This is a genomic window from Kineosphaera limosa NBRC 100340 (assembly GCF_000298215.1).
In the GTDB taxonomy this organism is placed as follows: Bacteria; Actinomycetota; Actinomycetes; order Actinomycetales; family Dermatophilaceae; genus Kineosphaera; species Kineosphaera limosa.
In genome coordinates this window covers 11,893-37,857 of the sequence record NZ_BAHD01000005.1, presented here as the reverse complement: position 1 = coordinate 37,857, position 25,965 = coordinate 11,893, and the positions used below count along the sequence as shown (strand labels likewise).

At 69.3% G+C, this 25,965-nt stretch carries 16 protein-coding genes, 1 tRNA gene and 1 pseudogene; 2 read left to right on the top strand and 16 right to left on the bottom strand.

The window, feature by feature from the left end; all coding sequences use genetic code 11:
• Window positions 1-66: 66 nt before the first annotated feature.
• From uvrB to rpsA, 9 genes and pseudogenes are all read right to left on the bottom strand, one after another.
• Window positions 67-2,163 (bottom strand): excinuclease ABC subunit UvrB, encoded by a 2,097-nt coding sequence (gene uvrB / locus KILIM_RS02035; RefSeq protein ID WP_040561894.1) that lies wholly within the window; start codon window positions 2,161-2,163, stop codon window positions 67-69.
• 70 nt (window positions 2,164-2,233) lie between these two features.
• Window positions 2,234-3,535 (bottom strand): TRAP transporter large permease, encoded by a 1,302-nt coding sequence (locus tag KILIM_RS02030; protein ID WP_006590943.1) that lies wholly within the window; start codon window positions 3,533-3,535, stop codon window positions 2,234-2,236.
• A complete protein-coding gene (locus KILIM_RS02025) occupies window positions 3,532-4,059 on the bottom strand; it encodes a TRAP transporter small permease (RefSeq protein ID WP_085955975.1) in 528 nt (175 codons plus the stop codon). Before KILIM_RS02025 ends, KILIM_RS02030 begins: the two co-directional genes overlap by 4 nt.
• A 9-nt stretch (window positions 4,060-4,068) precedes the next feature.
• Window positions 4,069-4,308, bottom strand: a complete 240-nt coding sequence (locus tag KILIM_RS24825) for a type 2 periplasmic-binding domain-containing protein (protein ID WP_255247596.1) — start codon at window positions 4,306-4,308, stop codon at window positions 4,069-4,071.
• A 34-nt stretch (window positions 4,309-4,342) separates the two neighbouring features.
• Window positions 4,343-4,981, bottom strand: a pseudogene (gene dctP, locus KILIM_RS24820) (TRAP transporter substrate-binding protein DctP); the annotation flags it as partial.
• Window positions 4,982-5,160: 179 nt separating this feature from the next.
• Window positions 5,161-7,665 (bottom strand): glycoside hydrolase family 31 protein, encoded by a 2,505-nt coding sequence (locus tag KILIM_RS02015; protein WP_006590940.1) that lies wholly within the window; start codon window positions 7,663-7,665, stop codon window positions 5,161-5,163.
• A gap of 15 nt (window positions 7,666-7,680) precedes the next feature.
• A complete protein-coding gene (gene coaE, locus KILIM_RS02010; protein ID WP_006590939.1) occupies window positions 7,681-8,874 on the bottom strand; it encodes a dephospho-CoA kinase in 1,194 nt (397 codons plus the stop codon).
• A 60-nt stretch (window positions 8,875-8,934) separates the two neighbouring features.
• A complete protein-coding gene (locus KILIM_RS02005; protein ID WP_040561892.1) occupies window positions 8,935-9,837 on the bottom strand; it encodes a glycerophosphodiester phosphodiesterase in 903 nt (300 codons plus the stop codon).
• Between the two features lie 117 nt (window positions 9,838-9,954).
• Entirely contained in the window at window positions 9,955-11,424 is a 1,470-nt protein-coding gene (rpsA, locus tag KILIM_RS02000; protein ID WP_006590937.1) for a 30S ribosomal protein S1, read from the bottom strand.
• A 313-nt stretch (window positions 11,425-11,737) separates the two neighbouring features.
• Between rpsA and KILIM_RS01995 the strand changes: the two genes are divergently transcribed.
• Entirely contained in the window at window positions 11,738-12,616 is an 879-nt protein-coding gene (locus tag KILIM_RS01995) for a class I SAM-dependent methyltransferase (RefSeq protein ID WP_006590936.1), read from the top strand.
• Window positions 12,617-12,661: 45 nt separating this feature from the next.
• On the opposite strand, the gene polA is transcribed toward KILIM_RS01995, so the two are convergent.
• Window positions 12,662-15,340: a DNA polymerase I gene (gene polA, locus KILIM_RS01990; protein ID WP_040561890.1), complete on the bottom strand. Its 2,679-nt coding sequence runs from the start codon at window positions 15,338-15,340 to the stop codon at window positions 12,662-12,664.
• Window positions 15,341-15,444: 104 nt separating this feature from the next.
• Here polA and KILIM_RS01985 point away from each other — a divergent pair, with 104 nt between their 5' ends.
• Complete coding sequence (locus KILIM_RS01985) at window positions 15,445-15,852, top strand: PaaI family thioesterase (protein ID WP_006590934.1); 408 nt, start codon at window positions 15,445-15,447, stop codon at window positions 15,850-15,852.
• A 30-nt stretch (window positions 15,853-15,882) separates the two neighbouring features.
• Here the strand turns inward: KILIM_RS01985 and KILIM_RS01980 are convergent, their stop codons facing one another.
• From KILIM_RS01980 to gltB, 6 genes are all read right to left on the bottom strand, one after another.
• Window positions 15,883-16,467: a GNAT family N-acetyltransferase gene (locus KILIM_RS01980; RefSeq protein ID WP_006590933.1), complete on the bottom strand. Its 585-nt coding sequence runs from the start codon at window positions 16,465-16,467 to the stop codon at window positions 15,883-15,885.
• A 326-nt stretch (window positions 16,468-16,793) separates the two neighbouring features.
• Entirely contained in the window at window positions 16,794-17,366 is a 573-nt protein-coding gene (locus KILIM_RS01975) for an ANTAR domain-containing response regulator (RefSeq protein ID WP_040561933.1), read from the bottom strand.
• A gap of 451 nt (window positions 17,367-17,817) precedes the next feature.
• A tRNA-Leu gene (locus tag KILIM_RS01970) sits at window positions 17,818-17,903 on the bottom strand.
• 93 nt (window positions 17,904-17,996) lie between these two features.
• Window positions 17,997-19,412: a pyruvate kinase gene (gene pyk, locus KILIM_RS01965; RefSeq protein WP_040561932.1), complete on the bottom strand. Its 1,416-nt coding sequence runs from the start codon at window positions 19,410-19,412 to the stop codon at window positions 17,997-17,999.
• Between the two features lie 290 nt (window positions 19,413-19,702).
• Window positions 19,703-21,160, bottom strand: coding sequence for a glutamate synthase subunit beta (locus KILIM_RS01960; protein WP_006590930.1), 1,458 nt, complete (start codon window positions 21,158-21,160; stop codon window positions 19,703-19,705).
• Window positions 21,153-25,706 carry a glutamate synthase large subunit gene (gene gltB / locus KILIM_RS01955; protein ID WP_006590929.1) on the bottom strand — a complete coding sequence of 1,518 codons (4,554 nt, stop codon included), beginning with the start codon at window positions 25,704-25,706 and terminating at the stop codon, window positions 21,153-21,155. Before gltB ends, KILIM_RS01960 begins: the two co-directional genes overlap by 8 nt.
• Window positions 25,707-25,965 lie beyond the last annotated feature (259 nt).

Genomic DNA, 25,965 nt, shown 5'->3' with positions numbered 1-25,965 from the left:
CGTCCACGAATGTCCACGGAGGGTTTTGCGGTTGGCCCGGGATCGTTACCAAGGCCCGAGAACCGGTCAGGCGGTCGCGGCGCGCATGGCCCGCAGTTCCTTCTTCAGATCGCCGATTTCGTCGCGGAGCCGGGCCGCCAACTCGAATTGCAGCTCGCCGGCGGCCCCGTGCATCTGCGCGGTGAGGTCCTGAATCAGCTGGGACAACTCCGCGGCGGCCATCGAGGAGGCGTCGACCTTGCTGGCCGCGGGTTGCGCCGGCTTGCCGCCCCCGCCCTTGCGTCCGCGCGACTGGCTACGGCCGCTGCCGAGCAGCGCTTCAGTGTCTGCGTCCTCCCGCGCGAGCATGTCGGTGATGTCCGCGATCTTCTTGCGCAAGGGTTGCGGGTCGATGCCGTGTTCGAGGTTGTACGCGATCTGCTTCTCGCGGCGCCGCTTGGTCTCCTCGATGGCATCGGCCATCGACGGGGTGATCTTGTCGGCGTACATGTGTACCTGCCCGGAGACGTTGCGGGCCGCGCGGCCGATCGTCTGGATGAGGCTGCGAGTCGAACGCAGGAAGCCCTCCTTGTCGGCGTCGAGGATCGACACGAGCGACACCTCGGGCAGGTCCAGGCCTTCGCGGAGCAGGTTGATACCGACGAGCACGTCGAACTCGCCCAACCGCAGCTCGCGCAGCAGCTCGACGCGGCGCAGGGTGTCGACCTCGGAGTGCAGATAACGCACCCGTACCCCCTTCTCCAGGAGGTAGTCGGTGAGGTCTTCGGCCATCTTCTTCGTCAGCGTGGTGACGAGCACCCGCTCGTTGCGTTCGGTGCGCTGCTGGATCTGCTCGAGCAGATCGTCGATCTGCCCCTTGGTGCCGCGCAGCACGATCTCGGGGTCGATGAGACCGGTCGGGCGGATGATCTGCTCGACGACGCCGTCGGACTTGGCCAGTTCGTAGTCGCCCGGGGTGGCGGACAGGTAGACGGTCTGCCCGATGCGCTCGAGAAACTCCTCCCACTTCAGCGGCCGGTTGTCCATGGCCGAAGGCAGACGGAAACCGTGCTCGACGAGCACGCGCTTGCGCGACATGTCGCCCTCGTACATGGCCCCGATCTGGGGAACCGTGACGTGCGACTCGTCGATGACGAGCAGGAAGTCCTCCGGAAAGTAGTCGAGGAGGCAGTTGGGTGCCGACCCGCGGGACCGGCCGTCGATGTGCATCGAGTAGTTCTCGATGCCGTTGCAGGCGCCGACCTGGCGCATCATCTCGATGTCGTAGGTGGTGCGCATGCGCAGTCGCTGCGCCTCGAGCAGCTTGCCCTGCTTCTCGAAGGTCGCCAGCTGGTCGGCCAGCTCGAGCTCGATGCCGCCGATCGCCCGCTCCATTCGCTCGGGGCCGGCGACGTAATGGGTGGCGGGGAAGACGTACATCTCGGTCTCTTCCCGCACGACCTCACCGGTCAGCGGATGCAGCGTGTAGATGCGCTCGATCTCGTCGCCGAAGAACTCGACGCGCAGCGCGAGCTCCTCGTAGACGGGGATGATCTCGACGGTGTCGCCGCGCACCCGGAACGTGCCGCGGGTGAAGGCGAGGTCGTTGCGGGTGTACTGCATGGTGACGAATTGCCGCAGCAGGTCGTCGCGTTCGATCTGTTGGCCGACCTTGAGTCGCACCATCCGATCGACGTACTCCTGCGGCGTACCCAGACCGTAGATGCAGGAGACGGAGGCGACGACGATCGCGTCGCGACGGGTCAGCAGCGAGTTGGTGGCCGAGTGCCGCAGCCGCTCGACCTCGTCGTTGATCGAGGAGTCCTTCTCGATGTAGGTGTCCGTCTGCGGGACGTACGCCTCGGGCTGGTAGTAGTCGTAGTAACTGACGAAGTACTCGACGGCGTTGTTCGGCAGCAGCTCGCGAAACTCGTTGGCCAGCTGCGCGGCCAGCGTCTTGTTGGGCGCGAGGACGAGCGTGGGCCGCTGCACCTGCTCGATGAGCCAGGCGGTGGTCGCCGACTTGCCGGTGCCGGTGGCGCCGAGCAGCACGACATCCTCCTCGCCGGCGTTGATGCGCTTGGCGAGGTCCGCGATGGCGCTCGGCTGATCGCCCGACGGCGAGAAGTCCGACTCCACCCGGAACGGTGCGACGGTGCGCTGAAGATCGGTCGTGGGACGCATAACGACGACGCTAACGCCGAGCACCGACAACCTTGTTCCACGACCGCCCGGCGGCCCGGTGCCCGACCTCCTAGAGCAGCCCCAGCAGGCCCGGTAGTCCCAACGACAACACGGGCACGAACGTCACGATGAGCAGCAGCACGACGAGCGCCAGCAGGTACGGCACGAGGGCCGGGGCGACCTTCTCGATCGTGGTCCGCGCCACCGAGACACCGACGAAGAGCACCGAGCCAACGGGCGGGGTCATCGTGCCGATGCACATGTTGAAGATGAGCACGACGCCGAAGTGCACCGGGTCCATCCCCAGGTCGGTGACGATCGGCAGAAAGATCGGCGTGAAGATGAGGATCGCCGGAGTGATGTCCATGAACGTGCCGATGACCAGCAGGATGAGGTTCATCAGCAGGAAGACGACGATGACGCTGCCCGAGACGCTCAGCAGCGCCTCGCTGATCGCCTGCGGGATGCCGGTGTACGCCATCACCCAGGACATCGCCGAGGACGCCGCGATGAGGAACAGGATGATCCCGCTCGTGGCGACCGACGAGATGAGCACCCGCTGCAGGCTCGCCCAGGTCAGTCCCCGGTAGAGCAGCGAGAGCACGAGGCAGTAGAGCACCGCGATACCCGCGCCCTCCGTCGCGGTGAAGACGCCGACGACGATGCCGCCGACGACGAGGAGGATGAGCAGCAGGCTCGGCAGAGCGTCCAGCGTGATCCTGGCGACCTCGCCGCGCGATGGGCTGGAGGAACGCGGCAGGTCGTAGCGGCGCGCATGCACGAACGCGACAACCATGACGACCAGGCCCATGAGAATCCCGGGCACAACGCCGGCCATGAACAGCGCCGAGATCGACACTCCCCCGGCGATCATCGAGTAGACGATGAACGCCGCGGTCGGCGGGATGAGCAGCCCGGTCGGGGCGGAGGCGATGTTGACGGCCGCGGCGAAACCCTTGGGGTATTTCTGCTCCTCCTGGGCCTTGTTCATCGTGCCGCCGATCGCGGCCGCCGCGGCCACGGCCGAGCCCGACAGCGCGCCGAACAGCATGTTGCCCATGACGTTGGTCTGCGCCAGTGAGCCGGGCAGCCGGCCGGTCAGCAGCTGGGCGAACCGAATGAGCCGCCCGGCGATGCCGCCGTTGTTCATGATGTTGCCGGCGAGGATGAACAGGGGGACGGCCAGCAGCGTGAAGCTCTCGATGCCGCTGTTCATCTTCTGCATGACGACGAAGGACGCCTGGTCGTAGGGAAGCACCAGCAGCATCGTGGCCAGCGCGGAGACGGCGATGGAGATCGCGATCGGCACCCCGAGGAAGAGCAGCAGCAGGAACGCGCCGAACAGCACAAGGGTCGCGACGAGGACGCTCATAGCGGGGCCCCCTCGTCGGCGGTCTCATCGTGGGGATTCGGGATCCGTTTGCCGGTCACGTCCTCCCAGACGTTGATGACCTGGGCCAGAACGATGAACAGGCCCGCGACGGGCGCCACCGCGTAGACCAGGCCGCGGGGCACCCCGAGCAGCGGCGACGGGTGACCCCACGCCCCGATAGCGAGCTGCGTCCCACCGATCACGATGACGACGAGCGCGAAGACCAGCACCAGGCCGTCAGCGAACGCCATCAACCAGCGCCGCGGACCCTCGCCGAAGCGGTCGCGCACGAAGACCAGCGCCATGTGCTGCCGAGTGACGAAGGCGTACGCGCCGCCGATGAACCCCGTCCAGATGAGGAAGTAGCGCACCAATTCCTCGGTGAACGACGCGGGATCATCGAGCACGTACCGCGTGAACACCTGAAACAGCACGAGAAACGCCATGACGATCAGCAGGAAGGCCGCCAACCAGCCGAGCACCGTCGTCATCACCGTCTTGACGCGGGTCAATACCGTCTCCACGACAACCCCCTATCCCCGGGCCGAATCGATGGTGCGCAGGATCTGCGCCACCCGCGGATGCTCGTGCGAGTACTGGTCCACCAGCGGCTGGGTTGCGCTGCGGAAGGCGTCGCGGTCGACATCCTCGACATAGGTGACGCCCATCTCCTTGCCATCGGCTATCGACTCCTCGATGGCGGTGCGCCAGGCCTCCTTGTGGGCCTGCGTCGAGGCGAGCGCCGCCTTCGTCAGCAACTTCTCGATCTGCATCAGTCAGCCGCTGCCACGTATCGGTGCTGATCACGAGCATGTCCGGGATCATCGTGTGCCGGGTGTAGGAGAACTCCTTGGCCACCTCGCCGTGGTTCGAATTCGTCAGCGCGGTCTCGTTCGATTCGGCGCCGTCGATGATGCCGGTCTGCAACGCCGTGTACACGTCGCCGAAGGCCATGACGACCGGCGTTCCGCCGAGGGCCTCCATGAGTTCGATCTGACTGCGGAAGTCCTGCACCCGGATCTTCAGGCCGTTCAGGTCCTGCGGCTGCCTTACGGGAGTGCCGCGCGTGTAGAACGAGCGGGCACCGGAGGTGTAGTACGTCAGACCCACAAAGCCCGCCTTCTGCGTGGAGCCGAAGAACTCGCGCATCTGCGGCGAGTCCATCGCCGCGTAGAAGTGCTCCTCGTCCTCGAAGACGTACGGCAGGCCGAACGTGAGGAAGCCCTCTTCGTAGGAACCCAGTCCCGGCGAGGCGACCCGCGTCATGTCGAGCACCCCGGCCATCACCTGTTCGATGACCTCCGTCTCCGAACCGAGCACGCCGCTGCCGAAGATCTCGACGGTCAGGCGGCCGCCGCTGTCCTCCTGCACCTGTTCGGCGAACTCCTTGATCGCCTTGGAGGTCGGGTGGGTATCCCCCAGGCTGTGCGCCAGGGACAGGACCATCGGGTGTTCGGCGGTGGCGGCGGTGCTGTCCTCGATGGGTGCTGGGGCGCAGGCTGCCAGCAGGAGCGCCGCCAGGGCGGCGCCGACGAGGGTGCGTCCGGTTCTCATGGCGTCATTGCCTTTCCTCCGGTCGTGCGCTGAGGTCGTGCTCGTGGTCGTGCCTGTGGTCGTCCGGTCGTTCAGATGCCGATCATGTCGAAATGTTCGAAGGAGACCGTGACCGTGTGGTCGCGGTGCGGGTTGGGGTAGGTGATCTGCACTGATCGCAGGGTCTGGGAGTAGTACCAGCCCGCCTCCGCTTGCTCGAAGGCGCGACGGTCCAGCAGGTGCGGCAGCTCGGCATCGTCGAGGCGCACCCAGAACGGCGCCTTGTCCGGATGGACGAGGTCGAGGTGCACGGTGCGCACGGCGCTGCGGTAGGCGCCGCGGTGCTCGAACGCCAGCACGGTGCGCGGTCCGCTCGTCGTCATGGCCACCTGCGTCGTCAGGGACTCGCCGCGCCGGTAGGCCGTGCTGACGCCGTCGTCCTCGTACAGCGTGAATCGCCCGTCGCGTTGCGGCGCGCAGAGCAACCGCAGGCGGGTGACCTGCTCGGTCGCCAGATTCTGCAGCGGGTTCTCGGCGAGGGCCATGATGCCCCCGGCGCGCAGGAACAGCGGGATGCTGCGCAGGTCGACCGGCACGTCGATCCGTTGCCCGCCCGCATAGCACTGCCGCGTCCAGACGTCGAAGAACTCGTGGTCCGCCGGTAGGTAGACGCTGCGAACGGTGGCGCCGGGTCGCACGACATTCGCGACCAGCAGGGCGTCGCCGAGCATGAAGTCGACGGACTCCTGGTCGCACGCCGGGTCGTGCTGGAAGGCGCTGCACAGCGGCTCCACGATGGGCAGGCCGGTCTCGTGCGCGCGCGCCATCAGCGAATACAGGTACGGGAACAGTCGGTACCGCAGGTCGAAGGCCTCCCGGATCGTGTCGGTGTGCGCGGAGTACATCCACGGCTCGGTCACCGTGTTGTCGGTGTTCACGGAGTGGATCGAGAAGCGCGGCTGGAAGATGCCGTGCTGGATCCAGCGGACGAACAGTTCGGCATCCGGGGCGGGACCGTAGAAGCCACCGATGTCGCTCCCCTGATTGGCGACGCCGGACAGGCTCATGCCCAGAACGGTGGCGATGTTGTATTCCAGCGAATCCCACGACGTCTCGTTGTCGCCCGACCAGGTCTGCGCGAAGCGTTGGATGCCGGCGTGGCCCGAGCGGCAGACGACGAACGGGCGGGCGTCGGGGTCGTGCCGCTCGATCGCCTCGACGGTCACCTGGCACATGAGGTTGGCCATGACCGCCTTGAGCTGACCGATCGTGCCGCCCGCACCGTCGAAGTCGCACCGCGCGTCGAGGTCGACCAGGCTGTCGTACTCGCAGTTGTCGTTCCACACCGACGCGGTGCCCTTCGCCAACACGTGCTCCGTGAGCAGCCGCGCCCACTGTGCGCGCGCCGCCGGTTTGGTGAAGTCGACAAAGTTCCCCGGGCCGCCCCACCACATGCCGACGGCGGGCTCGTCGCCCGCGCTGTCCCGCACGAACAGATCCGCCGCGGCCATCGCGTCGCGTTCGGGGTGCACGAGCAGCACGCCCGGTTTGACGTTCGGCGAGGTGGTCAGCCCGCGTGCGGCCATGGCCGCGAAGAACGCCGCGGGGTCGCCGAAGCGATCGTCGTTCCACGTGAAGACGCAGCGTTTCAGTCCGTCGGCCGTCTCCTGCTGGGTGTATCCGGAGGAGAGTTGAAAGCCGTCGATCGGCATCTCGTACGCACGACTCGTCTCGACGAAGTTGAGAATCGCCTGGTCACAGCCCCGCGGCAGTTCCGGGTAGTACATGGATGAGCCGAGATAGCCCAGCGCGCTCTTGGGCAGCATCGCCGACGTGCCGGTCAACTGCGTGTACCGCCGCACGACGTCGCGAATGGCCGGGCCGGCGATGAGGAAGAGGTCGATGTCGCCGCCGTCGGTGCGATAGGTCGACGACGGCGGCCAATAGTTGCTGCGGGACCGCCCGAGGTCGAATTCGCACTCGTACGTGTTGTGGTAGAAGTACCCGACCGCCACCCGGGAGCGCCGCCCGAGCCGCACATAGAACGGGATGTGCTTGTACAGCGAATCCGTCTCCTTGGGGTCGTAGCCCATGCAGTCCCGCGGGCTCATGACAAGCCGCTGCCGGGCCTTGTCGAGCCGACCGGTCTTCTCCCCGAAACCGTAGAAGCGGTCGTCGGGTTCGATGCGGCTGGTGTGCAGCCGTCGGCCGTTGGGGTCCTGCCGGTAGGCCAGACCTGCGATGTCCTCGTGCAGCACGGTGCCATCGGCATCGCGCACGATCAGGCGCAGCGGGTCGCGCTCCACTTCCACCCGCAGGCGCGCACCGGCCACGACGACCCGCGTCTCCTCCTCCTGGAGGTCGAAACGAGCGGGGGTCAGGCGCATGCGCGCCGCGCCGTGCACGTCGTCGAGCCGGTCGGGCCAGGCGGTCGTGACGAGGCTGTACGAGGCTTCTGCGAAGGTGCCGCCAAACCCCGCCCGGACGCGCAGGATGTCGTCGGTGAGGAACCACAGCCGGATGTCGACGGCGTCGGTCCGCAGGGTCGCGTAGCCGTCGCGCACCGCCACGTCCTTCAGCCGGCGGGCGATGCGCATTTGGAGGGCCTACGCTCAGTCGGTCCAGCCGGTGCGCTGGGCGAAGGCCTGCATGCGGGGCCAGATCGAGCTGAACCAGGGCGCCTTGGCCTCGGCGTAGCCGTTGTTCAGGCCGTGCTCCTGGGAGAGACGGGCCTTGACGTCGACGTACTCGACGGCGGCGTCGGGCTCGGCCCGCAGCCAGTCGCGAAAGAGCAGCGCGTACTGCCAGCCAGCGCTGCCCAGCTCACGCACGTGCAGATGCACCACCCGGCCCGGGTCGGCCGAGCCGTGGAACCGCTTGACCCACAACGAGGGGTCGGGCAGCGCATCGGTCGGGTGGTCCATCCGGTAGTCGTCGATCCGGGGAAAGCCCAGGCGGCTCAACGCCTGCACGAACTGCGGGTCGTCGGCGTCGGAGAGCGAACGCACCCCGATCTGCAGGTCGATCGCGTCTTTGCCGGGCATGCCGGCCACGGCCGTGGAGCCCACGTGTTCGATCTCGGGGGCGCGCTCCCCCAGCGCCGCGCTGATCCGCTCGGTGAGCCGTTGCGCGGTGGACGCCCACGACGGGTCGTAGTCCGCGAGCACCGCCTGCTGCGCGGGGCGCGCCACCCGGTCGGCGCGCAGATTCTCGTCGAAGGGCACGAGCCGCTGCTCCCACAACGCCCGCGTCGCCTGCTGCAGTTCGTGCACCGGCCCGTCGTTGGAGAGCACGACGTCGGCGGCCGCGAGCCGCTGATCGTCGCTGGCCTGGTGATCCATGCGGGCGCGGGCCTGCGCCTCCGACATGCCGCGTTGCTGCACGAGACGCTCGAGTCGGGTGCCCTGGTGCGCGTCGATGACCACTACGAGGTGGTAGTTCGGGCCCATCCGCTTCTCGACGAGCAGCGGCACGTCGTGCACGACGATCTGGTCGGGGGCGGCCGACGCCATGAGTTCGCTCGTGCGGGTCGCGATCCGCGGGTGGATGATCGCCTCCAGCTCGCGGCGCGCATCCTCGTCGTCGAAGACTGCGGTGGCCAGCGCCGAGCGATTCAACGCCCCGTCGCTGTCCAGCACGCCCTCGCCGAAGCGCTCCACGACCGCCGACAAACCGTCGGTGCCGGGCGCCACGACCTCACGCGAGAGGGCGTCTGCGTCGACCACCAGCGCGCCCAACTCGGCCAAGGCGCCTGTTGCCGTTGACTTGCCGGAACCGATGCCACCCGTCAGACCGATGCGCAACATGACCTGACCCTATCCCCAACACGCTGGTCACGGGCGGTTTCGTGCCGCTGGCGAGGCAGATCACGGCGGTTTCGCGCGGCCCGCCAGCGCGGCGACCACCCGGTCGGGATAGTCGCTGACCAGCCCGTCGACCCCCAATCCCACGAGCCGCTCGAGCTGGGCAGTCTCGTTGACCGTCCAGGCGACGACCGGCAGGCCGGCGGTGTGGGCGGCCGCCACGAAGGGCTCCTCGAGTCGGCCCCGCGGCGCGACAGGGTTGCCGTCGCACGGCCACTCCCAGTTGGGGCAGATCGCGTCGGCGCCGATCTGGGTCGCCGCGGCGACGACCTCCTGCGGGGTCGACCACGAGGTCGGATCGAGGCCGGCGAGCCAGGGACTACCCGGCGCCAGTGTCAGGGACTCCAGCAGCGCCGACCGCGGCAGGTGCGGTGCCTCGTGCGCGGCCTGCACGAGCACGGCCCAGTCGAAGGAGTGCACGATCGCGCGGTCGGCCATCCCGGTCGACGCGATCGCTTCCAGCACGGCCGTCACGAGCGGCTCGCGCAGGATCGGGGCGCCCGGCACGTTGTGATCGACCTTGATCTCGATGTTCGCCCACGTGCCCGGCAGCTGGGCGCGCATCCGGGTGAGCAGGTCGACCAGCCGCAGCACGCGATCACCGGTGGGGCTGATCGGCGTGGCGACGACGACCTCCGCAGGTAGCTGCGCGATCCAGGCGCCACGCACCTCCGCGGCGACCGATGGCTGGGCCCGAGCCAGCGTGGCGTCGTGCCAGACCACCACCTGCGCGTCGGCGGTGAGGCGCACGTCGAACTCCACGGTCGTGGCACCCAGCGCGACGGCCCGTGCGAACGAGGGCCACGTGCTCTCGGCGACGTGCCCCTTGGCGCCCCGATGACCCTGGATGTCGAAGCCGGAGCGCCATGGCCCCGGTCGTGCGCGGCGAGCTGAGTACGTCGTCACCCCACCGTTGTAGCAACCGGGGCGACACGCGGGCAGCCGGACGCGACGACGGGCCCCGACTCCAGATGAGTCGGGGCCCGTCGGCAGCGGCGCTAGGCCGCGCGGCTCAACGACCGATCAGTGACCGGTGAGCTTCTCGCGCAGGGCGGCGAGGGCGGCGTCGGAGGCCAGCGTGCCCTCCGCAGCCGAGACCTGACTGCCGGTGTCCTGCTGCGAACCCGAGGAGTACGACGTCGGGGCGGTCTCGCCGGAGGCGGCAGCCTCGGCGTCGGCCTTCTGGGCCTCTTCGACCTGGGCGCGGTGCGCCTCCCAACGGGCGTGCGCGTCAGCGTACTGCTTCTCCCAGCGCTCGCGGGCCTCGTCGTGACCGGGCAGCCACTCGTTCGCCTCCGGGTCGAAGCCCTCGGGGTACTTGTAGTTGCCCTGCTCGTCGTACTCGGCGGCCATGCCGTACAGCGTCGGGTCGAACTCGGCGTTGCCCAGCGCGGCGTCGTTCGCCTGCTTGAGGCTCAGGCTGATGCGACGACGCTCCAGGTCGATGTCGATGACCTTGACGAAGATCTCGCCGCCGACGGTGACGACCTGCTCCGGCAGCTCCACGTGGCGCTCGGCCAGCTCGGAGATGTGGACCAGGCCCTCGATGCCGTCGTCGACGCGCACGAACGCACCGAACGGAACGAGCTTGGTGACCTTGCCCGGCACGACCTGGCCGATCGCGTGGGTGCGGGCGAAGTGCTGCCACGGGTCTTCCTGCGTCGCCTTGAGCGACAGGGAGACGCGCTCGCGGTCCATGTCGACGTCGAGCACCTCGACCGTGACCTCCTGGCCGACCTCGACGACCTCGGAGGGGTGGTCGATGTGCTTCCAAGAGAGCTCGGAGACGTGCACCAGGCCGTCGACCCCACCGAGGTCGACGAACGCGCCGAAGTTGACGATCGAGGAGACGACGCCGGAGCGGACCTGACCCTTCTGCAGTTCCCGCAGGAAGGTGGTGCGCACCTCGGACTGGGTCTGCTCGAGCCACGCGCGACGCGAGAGCACCACGTTGTTGCGGTTCTTGTCGAGCTCGATGATCTTGGCCTCGATCTCCTTGCCGACATACGGCTGGAGGTCGCGGACGCGACGCATCTCGACGAGGGAGGCGGGCAGGAAGCCACGCAGGCCGATGTCGAGGATGAGGCCACCCTTGACGACCTCGATGACGGTGCCGGTGACGACGCCGTCCTCCTCCTTGACCTTCTCGATCGTGCCCCAGGCGCGCTCGTACTGGGCGCGCTTCTTGGACAGGATCAGCCGACCCTCCTTGTCCTCCTTCTGGAGAACCAGGGCCTCGACCTCGTCGCCGACGGTGACAACCTCACCGGGGTCGACGTCGTGCTTGATGGAGAGTTCGCGAGAGGGAATGACACCCTCGGTCTTGTAACCGATGTCGAGGAGAACCTCGTCCCGGTCGACCTTGACGATGACACCTTCGACGATGTCGCCGTCGTTGAAGTGCTTGATCGTCGAGTCGATCGCCGCAAGCAGGTCTTCTTCCGACCCGATGTCGTTGATCGCGATCTGAGCTGTAGCCGTGGTGGCAGTCATGTAGTGGGGGCTCCGATGGACGGTTGTGTTCGAGGGGCGCCGCGGCCCGGCCGGGCGTACGGCACCCTGGTGGACAGGATGTCGTCGGGCCTGGTTCGGCGGAGCTGGCTGGGCCGACACAACCGATCCGGAACCGACGGTGGACACACGAAACCGCCGGACGCTCGATCACCGGACTGTTTCGGTGCGGGTGACGCCGTCGGCGGCGGACAGACGAGTGCTCTTGCTAACACTACCGCTCCGGTGGCCGCAGGTACAAAGGGGTGCCCGGCATGCGGGCCGGTCGCAGCGCGCGCGAGGCCACACTGGGGGCATGGAGACCCCGGAGCTGCCGGACCTGCCCGACGTGCCTGATCTATCCGACACACCCGAGCCGCAGGTGGCGCGGGCGACCGTCGACCCCGCGGAGGCGGTGGCCGCCAATCGCGGTTGGTGGGACGCGAACGCGGCCGGCTACTACGCCGAGCACGGTGACTTTCTCGGCGACGCGCGGCTCATCTGGGGGCCAGAGGGGTGGAGCGAGGAGGAGCTGGGCCTGTTGGGCGAGGTCGCCGGGCGCGACGTGTTGGAGATCGGCGCGGGGGCCGCCCAGGGCGCGCGCTCGCTGCGGCGCCGCGGGGCGCGCGCGGTCGCCTCCGACCTGTCGGGCGGGATGCTCGCCACCGCCGCCACCATCGACCAGCAGCTGGGCTCCCGGCCGCAGGGCGGTGCGCCCGAGTTCGGGGCGGTCCCGCTCGTCCAGTGCGACGGACGCCGGCTGCCGTTCGCCGACGCGAGCTTCGACATCGTGTTCACCGCCTACGGGGTGCTGCCCTTCGTGGCCGACGGATCGGCGGTGTTCGCCGAGGCGGCGCGGGTGCTACGGCCGGGCGGGCTGCTGGTGGCCGCCGAGCCGCACCCCATCCGCTGGTGCTTTCCCGACGTCCCCGGGCACACGGGGCTCACGGTGAGCACCCCCTACTGGGACCGGCGGGCCTACACCGAGCGGGCGGCCTCCGGCCGGCTGGAGTACGCCGAGACGCACCCCACGATGGCTTCGCGGATCGCCGAGATCGTCGCGGCCGGGCTGAGCCTGGAGGCCGCGCACGAGCCGCAGTGGCCCGAGCACAATCCGCACACGTGGGGCGGCTGGAGCCCCCTGCGCGGCGAGTACCTGCCCGGCACCGTCATCTGGGTGGCCCGCTCGGCCTAGGGGTCGAGGCGCCTGGTGTTCGACGGCCCCTAGTGCTCGACGACCCTAGTGCTCGGCGTCGTGCCAGCTGCGGCCGCGCCCGACGTGCACCTCCAGCGGCACGTCCATCGTCACGGCGTCGCCCATCTGCTCGCGCACGAGGGCCTCGACGTCGTCGGCCTCGCCCGGGGCCACTTCGAGCACCAACTCGTCGTGCACCTGCAGCAGCACCCGCGACGAGGCCTGCGCCTCCAGCAGGGCGGCGTCGACCCGCAGCATGGCGACCTTCATGATGTCGGCGGCCGAGCCCTGGATCGGTGCGTTGAGCGCCATCCGCTCGGCCATCTCGCGGCGTTGCCGGTTGTCGGCCGTCAGGTCGGGCAGGTAGCGCCGCCGGCCGAGCATCGTCTCGGTGTAGCCGGTCTGACGGGCGATCGCCACGATCTCGCGCAGGTAATCGCGCACCCCGCCGAAGCGTTCGAAATAGCCCTCCATGAGCGCCGAGGCCTCGCCGGTGGGGATGCCGAGCTGCCGGGAGAGCCCGAAGGCCGACAGCCCGTAGGCCAGGCCGTAAGACATGGCCTTGATCTTGGCCCGCTGCTCGTTGTCGACCTCCGCCGGCTCGACGCCGAACACGCGGGAGCCGACGAAGCGGTGCAGGTCCTCGCCGGAGCGGAACGCCTCGATGAGTCCCGGGTCGCCGGACAGGTGAGCCATGATCCGCATCTCGATCTGGCTGTAGTCCGCCGACATGAGGCTCTCGTAGCCCTCTCCGACGACGAAGACGTCACGGATGCGGCGCCCCTCCTCCGTGCGGATCGGGATGTTCTGCAGGTTGGGGTCGACCGATGAGAGCCGGCCGGTGGCCGCCACCGTCTGCCCGTAGGTGGTGTGGATGCGGCCGTCGTCGGCGATGGACTTCAACAGGCCCTCGACGGTGACCCGCAGCCGGGTGGAGTCGCGGTGCCGCAGCAGCGCCTCGAGGAAGGGGTGCTCGGTCTTGGCGTACAGGTCGGCCAGCGCCTCGGCGTCGGTCGTGTAGCCAGTCTTGGTGCGGCGGGTCTTGGGCAGCTGGAGGGTGTCGAACAGCACGGTCTGCAGCTGCTTGGGCGACCCGAGATTGACCTGCTCGCCACCGATCGCCTCCCACGCGTCGCTCTGCGCGGTCGCCACCTTCATCGCGAAGTCTGCCTCGAGCCCGCGCAGATGATCGGCGTCGACGGCGATGCCCAGGCGCTCCATCTGCGCCAGCACCCCGACCAACGGCAACTCGACGTCGGCGAGCAGCTCGGACTGGCCCGTCTGTGCCAGCACCTCGTCGAGGGCCTCGGACAGCTCGAGCACCGCCCGAGCCCGCACCATCGACGTGGTCGCTGTCTCGTCGTCTTCGAGGTCGAAGCCCAAGGTCGGCTGGGCACCTGTGTCGGCACCGGACTCGGTGCGCAGCTCTCGGTGCAGGTGCCGCAAGCTCAGGTCGGCCAGGTCGTAGCTGCGCTGGTCGGGTCGCACGATGTAGGCCGCAAGTGCGGTGTCGGCGACCACTCCGGCGATCGGCAGTCCGCGCTCTCCCAACATGTGCACCTGTGGCTTGGCCTCGTGCAGCACCTTCGGGCGCGACGGATCGGCCAGCCAGGCCGCCAAGGCCGCCTCGTCGGCCGGCGTAAGGTCGGCGAGGGTCGCATAGGCCGCCGGACCTCCGGCCCCGGCGAACGCGATGGCCTGCGCGTCACCGGTGCCCCGCGCCCACTGCCCGGTGACCTCCAGCCCGGCCCGCCGGCCCGGCCCGGCCTGATCGGCCAGCCACCCGCCCAGCTCGCCGGGGGCCAGCACCTGGGAGTCGACGTCGAAGCCCTCTTGAGCCTCTGGCTCCGCGGTCTGCAGCGCGAACAGCCGATCCCGCATCTGCACGCCGAACTGCAGGCCGTCGAAAACCGTGTGCACCTCGTCGCGGTCCCACGTGCGGCGGGCGAGATCGTCGACGCTCAGGGGCACCTGCACGTCGCGGACCAACTCGTTGAGCTGCCGGTTGGTCATCACCTGCCCGAGGTGGGTACGCAGCGACTCCCCCGCCTTGCCCTTGATCGTGTCGGCGCCGGCGATGATGCCGGTGAGATCGCCGAACTGGGTGATCCACTTGGCGGCCGTCTTAGGGCCGACACCGGGGACCCCGGGCAGGTTGTCCGAGGTCTCCCCCACGAGCGCCGCGAGGTCGCTGTACCGCTGCGGCGGCACCCCGTATTTGGCCTCGACCGCCTCCGGCGTCATCCGCGCCACCTCCGAGACACCCCGGACCGGGTACAGCAGCGTGGTCTGCGGGCTGACGAGTTGGAAGGCGTCGCGGTCACCCGAGACGATGAGCACCTCCATGCCCGCCTCGACGGCCTGCGTGGTCAGCGTCGCGATGATGTCGTCGGCCTCGAAGCCAGGGACGGCCACGTGGGGGATGCGCAGCGCGTCGAGCACCTCCTGCACGAGGGGCACCTGCCCGGAGAAGGCGTCGGGCGTGGCCGATCGGGTCGCCTTGTAGTCGGCATAGGCCTCGGTGCGGAACGTCTTGCGGGACAGGTCGAACGCGACTCCGACGTGGGTCGGCTCCTCGTCGCGCAGCATGTTGATGAGCATCGAGGTGAACCCGTAGACGGCGTTCGTGGTCTGCCCCGAACTCGTCGAGAAGTTCTCCGCGGGCAAGGCGAAGAAGGCCCGGTAGGCCATCGAATGTCCGTCCAACAGCAGCAGTCGACTCACAGGTGGCAGCCTAGGGGGCAGCACCGACAAGCGCCGCGACGGCCGAACGGACGATCCAGACGCAGCGGACCGCCCGCAGCCATCGCCCGACGAGGGGAGCCCCCATGACCGACGCCAACCCGATCCTGGACACCACGGGCACGCTGCTCGAACGCATGGGCATCGTGTTGGAGGAGATGTCGCCGGGGCGCGTCACCGCGCACATGCCCGTCGCGGGCAACACCCAGCCCTACGGCCTCTTGCACGGCGGCGCGTCTGCCGTGCTGGCCGAGACCGTCGGTTCGGTCGCCTCCGCCCTGCACGCCGGCAAGGACCGCATCGCCGTCGGCATCGAGTTGAACTGCACGCATCACCGCGCGGCGCGCGAGGGACTCGTGCACGCCGTCGCCACGCCGGTGCACCTGGGCGGCACGTTGGCCACCTACGCCATCACCATCACCGACGACTCCGGCGCACTCGTGTGCACCTGCCGACTCACCTGCCTGCTGCGGGAGCGTCCACCGGCCTCCTGATGGAGCTCGGGCCGGGCGGCGACCAGTCTTTCAGGCCGTGTAGGCCTGGTCGCTGCGTCGGACTCGCGCGCGCAGGGAACGGCGCCGGTTGAGCATGAGGTTCTCCATCGGTGACACCTCACCGCCGCGCAGCCGCCGCATGACCAGGCTGGTCGGGGCGATGCGGCGGGTCACCGCGGGGGCGAAGCCGAGGCGCGCGAACGTGCGATTCGCGTCTTTGGCGTGCGTGGGCACCGACGTCATGATGTGCTCGGCGCCGGTCTTCTGCGCCTTGGCGCCCACCGCCAGCAGCAGACTGCGCGCCACGCCACGACGGCGGTGACTCGGCAGCACGTACAACTCCTCGATCGCCAGCGACGGCGTGTCGAGCAGGATCGACGTGGGGTGGTCATAGACCCAGGCGTAGCCGACGGCCTCGCCCTGCGACAACGCCACGAAGACCACGACGCCCTCGCGCTGGGCGGCCCGCGCCAGCCGACCCTCGCCGACGGCGCGCTGCGCCGCTTCTCGCGACAGTCCCGCGTCGTGCCGACGCTCGACCCACAACTGGCCGAAGACCTCGAAGAGATCGTCCGACAGGGGCGCGACCGTGACCTGCGCTGCAGGGGCGTTCATCACTAGCTCCGATCCGACGGTGCAGGGGTTCACCGCGACGCCGACTGTACGACACCACATCGGGTCTGTGGAGCGGGGCTCTGCGCCGGCGGTCGGGATACCGAGTCGGGGGCCGTAACTGGGGACGAGGACCCCTCCGATCGGACCGTCGGCAGGTGCTGGGCCGGGGTCGACGGACCCGAGCATAGGGCCCGGCGAGCGCCCCGTGGAAGGTCGTGAGGTAACCGCATACGATCGCCTGCGCAAACCCGGCCCGCAATGTCGACGACCGGCCCGCGCGGCTGGGTGCGCGGGCCGGTCGTCGGCGATGTGAGTGTCGGGCCAGGTCAGCGCTTGCCCGGCAGACCGTTGATGACCGCTTCGGCGACCTCACGCATACCCAGGCGCCGGTCCATGGCCGTCTTCTGGATCCACCGGAAAGCGTCGGGTTCGCTGAGCTTGAGCTGAGTCATGAGCACGCCCTTGGCGCGGTCGACGGCCTTGCGAGTCTCCAGACGCTCCCCGAGGTCGGCGATCTCGGACTCCAGGGCCCGGATCTCGTCCCAGCGCGAGCGGGCGATGTCGATCGCCGGGCGCAGATCGTCGATGGTGAACGGCTTGACGACATACGCCATCACGCCGGCGTCGCGGGCCCGCTCGACGAGCGTCTTGTCGCTGAAGGCGGTGAGCATGACGACCGGCGCCAGGTGCTCGCTGCCGACGATCTCGGCGGCGCTGATGCCGTCCAACACGGGCATCTTGACGTCCATGACGACCAGATCGGGCTTGTGTTCGCGCACCAGTTCAACGGCCTGCTGCCCATCCGGGGCCTGGCCGACGACCTCGTACCCGGCCTCCTCCAGCATCTCCGCCAGGTCGAGCCGGATGAGCGCCTCGTCCTCGGCCACCACGACCCGCAGCCCGCCTCCGTCGCGGCCTGCTGCTCGGGCGTCTACGGCGTCCGTCGGCTCGTTGCTGCCGGTGTCGCTGGACGCGGCGGTCTCGGCGGTCTCGACGTTCGGCGCGGCCCGCGTCTCGTCGGTGCTGGCGGGGGCATCGGAGTCGGCGGCCTTGGCCTTCGTGGCCTTAGTGGCCTTCGTGGTCTTCTTGGCCACCGCGCTCTTGGTGCTCGCCTTCTTGGCCGCCGCGCCCTTGCCGGGCTTCGCCGCATCGGCTGCCTCCCGCCCGCCGGAGAACTCGGGCGTCGGTGCTGCCTTGGGCGTGTCGGAGTCGCCCGCTGCGGGGGTCTGCGCTGAAGTCACGACAGCTAGCCTAAGCTGCGCCGACGACCCGAATCCCGCGGGGGCAGCGAAACTAGGACGTCCAAGTTTTCGCAAGACAACTTATTCACTGCGTACAGCAACGTTGTTGTGGTGCCGGGAGCGGGACTTGAACCCGCACGACCGTGAGGTCAGAGCATTTTGAGTGCCCCGTGTCTGCCATTCCACCACCCCGGCGGGCGAACCACGCAGAGCATAACGCGCCGGTCTGAACAACCCCGACAGCGGGGGCGGCTCAGACCGGCGCGTCGCCGTTAGCGCGTTCGGCGGTCAGCGGCCGGCGCCGACGCGGTGCACCTGCAGCATGTTCGTAGATCCGGTGACACCCGCAGCGGTGCCACCGACGACGACGAGCACGTCGCCCTCCTCGCAGCGGGCCTCATCGATGAGGATGCGGTCCACGTCGTGCACGAGCTCTTGGATCTCGTCGACATCGGGCACGTCGTACGTCGTGATGCCCCACGTCAGCGCCAGGCGACGCCGAGTCTGGGGGTCCTGCGAGAAAGCGAGCATCGGCAACTCGGGGCGCACCCGGGACATGCGGCGGGCTGAGTCGCCCGAGGTGGTGAACACCACGAGGTACTTGGCGTGCAAGAACTCGCCGATCTCCGCCGCGGCCCGGGTGACCGCGCCACCGGTCGTCGAGGGCAGGGTGCCCAGCGGGGGGATGCGGGAGAGGCCGTGGTCCTCGGTGTTCTCGATGATGCGAGCCATCGTCTTGACGGCCACGATCGGCCAGGCACCGACCGAGGTCTCGCCCGAGAGCATGATGGCGTCGGCACCGTCGAGCACGGCATTGGCGCAGTCGGAGGCCTCGGCGCGGGTGGGTCGGGAGTTCTCGATCATCGACTCCAGCACCTGGGTGGCGACGATGACGGGCTTGGCGTGTCGACGAGCCAGCTCCACAGCCCGCTTCTGCACGAGCGGCACCTCTTCCAGCGGCATCTCGACGCCCAGGTCACCGCGGGCGACCATGATGCCGTCGAAGGCACGCACGATCTCGACGAGGTTGGCCACCGCCTGCGGCTTCTCGATCTTGGCGATGACCGGCCGGCGGATGCCCTCCTCCTCCATGATCTCGTGGCAGCGCTCGATGTCGCGGGCGTCCCGCACGAACGAGAGGGCGATGAAGTCGGCGCCCTGCTGCAGACCCCAGCGCAGGTCGTCCTCGTCCTTCTCGGAGAGGGCGGGCACGCTGACGGCGACGCCGGGCAGGTTGATGCCCTTGTTGTTGGAGACGATGCCGCCCTCGACGACCTCGGTGCGCACTTCGGTGTCGGTCACCTCGACCGCGCGGAGCGTGATCTTGCCGTCGTCGATGAGCAGCAGGTCGCCCGGGCGGACGTCGCCGCACAGGCCCTTGAAGGTGGTGCCGACGCGGTCTTTGGTGCCGTCGCATTCGACGGTCGTGATGGTGAAGGGGTCACCGACGGCCAGGTTGACGGGGCCGCCGGAGAAACGAGTGGTGCGGATCTTGGGGCCCTGCAGGTCGACGAGAACGGCTACCGCGCGGCCGGAGGCCTCGCTGGCGTCCCGGACCCACTGGATCTGCTGGGCGTGCTCTTCGTGACTACCGTGCGAGCGGTTGATTCGGGCGACGTCCATGCCGGCGTCGACGAGGGCACGGATCTTGTCGGGGCTGGAAACTGCTGGACCTAGGGTGCTGACGATCTTGGCGCGACGCATGACCTCCATCGTATGGCCCTTTTCGACCTGCACCGCACAGGAGAGGCGGTTAGCGCAAGACGTTCACCTTCTGGCTGTCTCGATTCAGGCCTGCCAGATGGACGCTGGGCGGCGCCTAAGTGAACTAGCGGTTGCGCGAACCCGGCCGCCACACTCGACCAGCGACACGCGGGGCGCGATCACCGACACGCGAGACCCGGCGGCTCGGATGGTGAGCCGCCGGGTCTCGTGCGTCTAGGTGGTGCGTCTAGGTGGTGCGCCTGGGTGCCGCGTCTGGGTGCCGCGTCGGGCTAGACCGTCAGCGGCCGCTCGGTCGGTGCGATCGGCCGCGGGAGCGTGGAGCCGCCGGTGAGCCAGGCGTCGACGCCGTGGGCGGCGCTGCGTCCCTCAGCGATCGCCCACACGATGAGCGACTGACCGCGGCCCGCGTCGCCGGCGACGAACACGCCGGGCACGCTGGTCATGTAGCTGTCGTCGCGGCGGATGTTGCCGCGGTCGTCCAACTCGACCGCCAGCTGTTCGACGATGCCCGCGCGCTCGGGCCCGAGGAAGCCCATCGCGAGCAGCACCAACTGGGCCGGGATGACCCGCTCGGAGCCCTCGACCTCGACGAAACGGCCGTCCTCCATCCGCACCTCGACGAGCCGCAGGCCCCCGACCCGGCCCTTGTCGTCGCCGATGATCTCCTTGGTGCTCGCGGCGTACACCCGCTCGCCGCCCTCCTCGTGGGCGCTGGCCACGCGGAACAGCATGGGGTAGGTCGGCCACGGGTGCGCGTCGGCCCGGTCCTCCCCCGGCCGGGGCATGATCTCCAGCGAGGTGACCGATCGGGCGCCCTGGCGGTGCGCCGTGCCGATGCAGTCGGCACCGGTGTCGCCGCCGCCGATGACCACGACGTCTTTACCGGTGGCCAGAATCTGGTCGGGAACCTCCTGGCCGAGCGCCACTCGATTGGCCTGCGGCAGGTAGGTCATGGCCTGCACGACGCCCTCGAGGTCGGCCCCGGGTACCGGCAGCCCGCGCGGGAGGGTCGAGCCGACCGCGAGCACCACGGCGTCGTAGCGCCGGCGCAGCTGGGCGCCGGTGACGTCGCCGCCCACGTCGACGCCGTTGCGGAAGCGAGTGCCCTCGGCGCGCATCTGCGCGAGCCGCCGGTCGAGCACGTGCTTTTCCATCTTGAACTCGGGGATGCCGTAGCGCAGCAGGCCGCCCGGCTTGTCCGCCCGCTCGAAGACCGCGACGGTGTGCCCGACCCGCGTGAGTTGCTGGGCGACGGCCAGGCCGGCGGGGCCGGAGCCGATGACCGCGACGGTGCGCCCCGAGAGCCGCTCCGGGGGCACCGGCACGACCCGGCCGTCGTCGAAGGCCCGGTCGATCGTGGTGACCTCGACCTGCTTGATCGTCACCGCCGGCTGGTTGATGCCGAGCACGCAGGCGGTCTCGCACGGCGCCGGACAGAGCCGGCCGGTGAACTCGGGAAAGTTGTTCGTCGCGTGCAGCCGCTCGATGGCCTCGGGCCAGCGGCCCTGCCACGCGAAGTTGTTCCACTCCGGGATGAGATTGCCCAGCGGGCAGCCGGAGTGACAGAAGGGGATGCCGCAGTCCATGCAGCGCCCCGCCTGCTGGCGCAGCTCGTCGACGGGCTGGGCCTGGTAGACCTCGCGCCAGTCCTGGATGCGCACGGGTACGGGCCGGCGCGCCGGCAGCTCCCGCTCGCGGTGCTTCAGAAAGCCTCGGGGGTCAGCCACGGGATGCCTCCATGATCCGGTTCCACACCTGGGTGCCGTCCAGGTCCAGGCCCTCCTGTTGCGCGGCCGCCCGCACGTCGAGGACTCGTTGGTAGTCGCGCGGCAGCACCAGCGAAATGCGCTGGGATTGGGCCGGCCAGTCGGCCAGCAGGTCGGCCGCCACGCTGGAGTCGGTCGCATCGACGTGCCGGCGCAGCAGCGTGGCGACGACGTCGAGATCGGTCGGGCGCAGTGGCAGCACGTCGACCAGTTCGGGGTTGACTCGCTCGGCGATGAGGTCGAGCACGTAGGCGACCCCGCCGGACATGCCCGCCGCGAAGTTGCGCCCGGTGCGCCCGAGAATCAGGGCGGTGCCGCCGGTCATGTACTCGCAGCCGTGGTCGCCGACGCCCTCGACGACGGCGGTGGCCCCGGAGTTGCGCACGCAGAACCGCTCACCGGCCTGCCCGCGCAGATGGATCTCGCCGCTGGTCGCGCCGTAGGCCACGACGTTACCGGCAATGACATTGGCCTCGGCGAGCGCCGGTGAGGCGGCCGGCGGACGCACGATGACCCGGCCGCCGGACAGGCCCTTGCCGACGTAGTCGTTGGCCTCGCCGATCAGCTTCAGGGTGATGCCGCGGGGCACGAACGCCCCGAAGCTCTGCCCGGCGCGGCCGGTCAGCGTCACCTCGATGGTGTCGTCGGGCAGCCCATCGGCGTGCGCCTTGGTCACGTGGTGGCCCAGCATCGTCCCGACCGTGCGGTTGACGTTGCGGATCGTCGTCTCGATCTGCACCCGCTCGCCGCGCTCGATGGCCGGGGCCGCCGCCGCGATGAGCTCGTTGTCCAGCGCCTTGTCCAGCGAGTGGTCCTGCGTCTGGGAGCAGTAGCGGGTCTGGGCGTCGGTGGGCACGGCCTCGGCGAAGATCGGCTCGAGGTTCAGCCCGGCGGTCTTCCAGTGGTCGATCGCCGCGGACTTGGCCAGGACCGAGGACTGCCCGACGGCCTCCTCGATGGACCGGAAGCCCAGCTGCGCGAGCAGCTCGCGGACCTCGGTGGCGATGTACTCGAAGAACGTCTCGACGAACTCGGGTTTGCCGGTGAACCGGGCCCGCAGCTCGGGGTTCTGCGTCGCGACGCCCACCGGGCAGGTGTCGAGGTGGCAGACGCGCATCATGATGCAGCCGGAGACCACCAGCGGTGCGGTCGCGAAGCCGAACTCCTCGGCGCCCAGGAGGGCGGCGATGACGACATCGCGGCCGGTCTTGAGCTGCCCGTCGGTCTGCACGACGATCCGGTCGCGCAGACCGTTGAGGATGAGCGTCTGTTGGGTTTCGGCCAGGCCGAGCTCCCAGGGCCCGCCAGCGTGTTTGAGGGAGGTCAGCGGCGAGGCGCCGGTGCCGCCGTCGTGGCCGGAGATCAGCACGACATCCGAGTGCGCCTTCGACACGCCGGCGGCGACCGTGCCGACGCCGACCTCGGAGACGAGCTTGACGTGGATGCGGGCGCTGGGGTTGGCGTTCTTGAGGTCGTGGATGAGTTGCGCCAGATCCTCGATCGAGTAGATGTCGTGGTGCGGCGGCGGGCTGATGAGCCCGACGCCCGGAGTGGAGTGCCGCGTCTTGGCGACCCACGGGTAGACCTTGGGGCCGGGCAACTGGCCGCCCTCGCCGGGCTTGGCGCCCTGGGCCATCTTGATCTGGATGTCGTCGCTGTGCGTCAGGTACAGCGAGGTGACGCCGAACCGGCCGGAGGCGACCTGCTTGATCGCCGAGCGCCGCTCCGGATCGACGAGCCGATCGGGGTCCTCGCCGCCCTCGCCGGTGTTGGAACGGCCGCCGAGGCGGTTCATCGCGATCGCGAGCGTCTCGTGCGCCTCCCGCGAGATCGACCCGTAGCTCATCGCGCCGGTGTTGAACCGCTTGACGATCTGCGCGATCGGCTCGACCTCCTCGACCGGGATGCTGGGCCGGTCGGAGTCGAATTCGAACAGGCCGCGCAACGTCATCAGTCGCTTGGACTGGTCGTTCACCCGTTGCGTGTACTGCTGGAAGATGTCGAAGCGGCGGTTGCGCGTGCTGTGCTGCAGGCGGAACACCGTCTCCGGGTCGAACAGGTGCGGCTCGCCCTCGCGGCGCCACTGGTACTCGCCGCCGATGTTGAGCACGCGGTGGCTCGGGCTGATGCCGTCCTTGGGAAACGCCTGGGCGTGCCGGGCGGCGACGTCGGCGGCGATCGCGTCGAGACCCACCCCACCGAGCCGGCTCGTGGTGCCCGTGAAGTAGGCGTCGACGACGTCCTGGCTCAGGCCGACGCACTCGAAGACCTGCGCGCTGCGGTAGGAGGCCGATGTGCTGATGCCCATCTTCGACATCACCTTCAGCACGCCCTTGCCGAGCGCCTTGATGAGGTTGGCCACGGCCTTCTCGGCGGTGACGTCGGTGATGCCGCGGCGACGGACGAGGTCTTCGACCGTCTCCATCGCCAGGTAGGGGTTGACGGCGCCTGCGCCGTAGCCGATCAGCAGCGCGACGTGGTGCACCTCGCGCACGTCGCCGGCCTCGACGACCAGGCCGACGCGGGTGCGGTCCTTGGTGCGGATCAGGTGGTGTTGCACGGCGGCGGTCAGCAGCAGCGAGGGGATCGGCGCGAGCTCGGCCGTGGAGTCACGGTCGGAGCACACGATGTAGGCCGCGCCGCGGGCCACGGCCGAACTGACCTCCTTGAAGATCATCTCCAGGCGCGACTTCATCGCGGTGGCGCCGCCGGCGACCTCGTACAGCCCGGAGATGACGGCCGTGCGGTTCGGGCCGTCGATGTCGGCGAAGTCGTCCTCGTCGAGGTGCACGATCTTGGCGAGCTCGTCGTTGTCGATGACGGGGAACGGCAGCACGATCTGGCCGCAGTGCTCGGGGGTGGCGTCGAGCAGGTTGTATTCCGGGCCCAGCGAGGTGCCCAGGCTCGTCACGAGCTCCTCGCGGATGGCGTCCAGCGGCGGGTTGGTGACCTGCGCGAACAGCTGGCTGAAGTAGTCGAACAGCAGCCGCGGCCGCGAGGAGAGCACGGCGATCGGGGTGTCGGTGCCCATGGAGCCGAGCGCCTCGACGCCCGTGCGGGCCATCGGCGACAGGATGATCCGCAGCTCCTCCTGGGTGTACCCGAAGGTCTGTTGGCGCCGGGCCACCGACGAAGCGGTGTGCAAGATGTGCTCGCGCTCGGGCAGCTGCTCGAGCTGCACCTTGGTCTGCACCCACTCTTCGTAGGGGTGCTCAGCGGCCAACTGGCTCTTGATCTCGTCGTCTTCGATGAGCCGGCCGGCCGCCGTGTCGACGAGGAACATGCGGCCGGGCTTCAGGCGCCCGCGACGCACGATGTGCTCGTCCTCGATCTCGAGCACGCCCGCCTCGGAGGCGAGCACGACGAGGCCGTCGTCGGTGACCCACCAGCGCCCGGGGCGCAGGCCGTTGCGGTCGAGCACCGCCCCGACGAGGGAACCGTCGGTGAAGGCGACGCAGGCCGGGCCGTCCCAAGGCTCCATGAACGACCCGTGGAACTCGTAGAAGGCGCGCCGCGACGGGCTCATCTCGGTGTGGTTCTCCCACGCCTCCGGGATCATCATGAGCACCGCGTGCGGCAGCGACCGGCCACCCAGGTGCAGCAACTCCAGCACCTCGTCGAAGGTCGCGGAGTCGGAGGCGCCGGGGGTGCAGATGGGGAACAGTCGGCTCAGGTCGCCGGGGATGAGGTCGGTGGCCAGCAGGCTCTCGCGGGCGTGCATCCAGTTGCGGTTGCCGCGCACCGTGTTGATCTCGCCGTTGTGGGCGATGAGTCGGTAGGGGTGGGCCAGCGGCCAGCTCGGGAACGTGTTGGTCGAGAACCGCGAGTGGACCAGCGCGAGCTCGGTGGCCATCCGCTCGTCCAGCAGGTCGGGGAAGAACTCCGAGAGCTGGCCCGTGGTGAGCATGCCCTTGTAGACGTGGGTGCGGGAGGACAGCGACGGGAAGTAGACGTCGGCCTCCTTCTCCGCGCGCTTGCGGGCGCAGAACGCGAGGCGCTCCAGCGGCAGGCCGCGCACGGCGGCGTCCTGCGGGGCGACGAAGAGCTGCGCGAAGTGGGGCATGACGTCGCGGGCCATGTCGCCGACGAGGTCGCGATCGACGGGCACGTCGCGCCACCCGAGCACCCGCAGTCCCTCTTCCTGCGCGATCTGCTCGATGGCCTGCACGACCTGTGCGCGATGGTCGTCTTCGCGCGGCAGGAAGGCCATGCCAGCGGCGTACCCCCCGGCGGCGGGCAACTCGATGCCCAGATCGCCCACGACGTCGCGGAAGAACGCGTCGGGAGTCTGGATGAGGATGCCGGCGCCGTCACCGACCCGCGGGTCGGCCCCGGTGGCGCCGCGGTGGTCGAGATTGCGCAGTGCCGTCAGGGCATGCTCGACAATGTCGTGCCCGGCGGTGCCACGCAGGGTCGCCACCATGGCGACACCGCATGCGTCGTGCTCGAACGCGGGGTCGTAGAGCCCCTGCGCCGGCGGCTGGGACGAGAAGAGGGGACCGGACATCGGCGACCACCGTCCTTGGATAGTTACTGGCCAGGTGCCGGATGAACCGGCGAATGCGCGAAGGGCGACGGTGGCCTGCGCACGAGGTCCCGCTCAGGATACCCGTGGCGTCCCGTCATCCGACACGGACGATTTCATATCGTGATACGACCGTTTTCTGGAGAGGGTCGCTCTCCAGCGTCGGGCACCGACCTACGTGCCCTTGCGACGGTCGGTGCGAAGGCGGAGGATCAGCGGGCGCCATACTGCCAGTGCCCAC

Excerpts from the sequence above, each read along its gene's own strand:
- pyk (WP_040561932.1), bottom strand. The coding sequence starts at position 19,412 with ATGCGTCGCGCCAAGATCGTCAGCACCCTAGGTCCAGCAGTTTCCAGC.
- KILIM_RS01980 (WP_006590933.1), bottom strand. The coding sequence starts at position 16,467 with ATGAACGCCCCTGCAGCGCAGGTCACGGTCGCGCCCCTGTCGGACGAT.
- KILIM_RS01995 (WP_006590936.1), top strand. The coding sequence starts at position 11,738 with ATGGAGACCCCGGAGCTGCCGGACCTGCCCGACGTGCCTGATCTATCC.
- KILIM_RS02030 (WP_006590943.1), bottom strand. The coding sequence starts at position 3,535 with ATGAGCGTCCTCGTCGCGACCCTTGTGCTGTTCGGCGCGTTCCTGCTG.
- KILIM_RS24825 (WP_255247596.1), bottom strand. The coding sequence starts at position 4,308 with ATGCAGATCGAGAAGTTGCTGACGAAGGCGGCGCTCGCCTCGACGCAG.
- KILIM_RS02015 (WP_006590940.1), bottom strand. The coding sequence starts at position 7,665 with ATGCGCATCGCCCGCCGGCTGAAGGACGTGGCGGTGCGCGACGGCTAC.
- gltB (WP_006590929.1), bottom strand. The coding sequence starts at position 25,706 with ATGTCCGGTCCCCTCTTCTCGTCCCAGCCGCCGGCGCAGGGGCTCTAC.
- rpsA (WP_006590937.1), bottom strand. The coding sequence starts at position 11,424 with ATGACTGCCACCACGGCTACAGCTCAGATCGCGATCAACGACATCGGG.
- uvrB (WP_040561894.1), bottom strand. The coding sequence starts at position 2,163 with ATGCGTCCCACGACCGATCTTCAGCGCACCGTCGCACCGTTCCGGGTG.
- coaE (WP_006590939.1), bottom strand. The coding sequence starts at position 8,874 with ATGTTGCGCATCGGTCTGACGGGTGGCATCGGTTCCGGCAAGTCAACG.
- KILIM_RS01985 (WP_006590934.1), top strand. The coding sequence starts at position 15,445 with ATGACCGACGCCAACCCGATCCTGGACACCACGGGCACGCTGCTCGAA.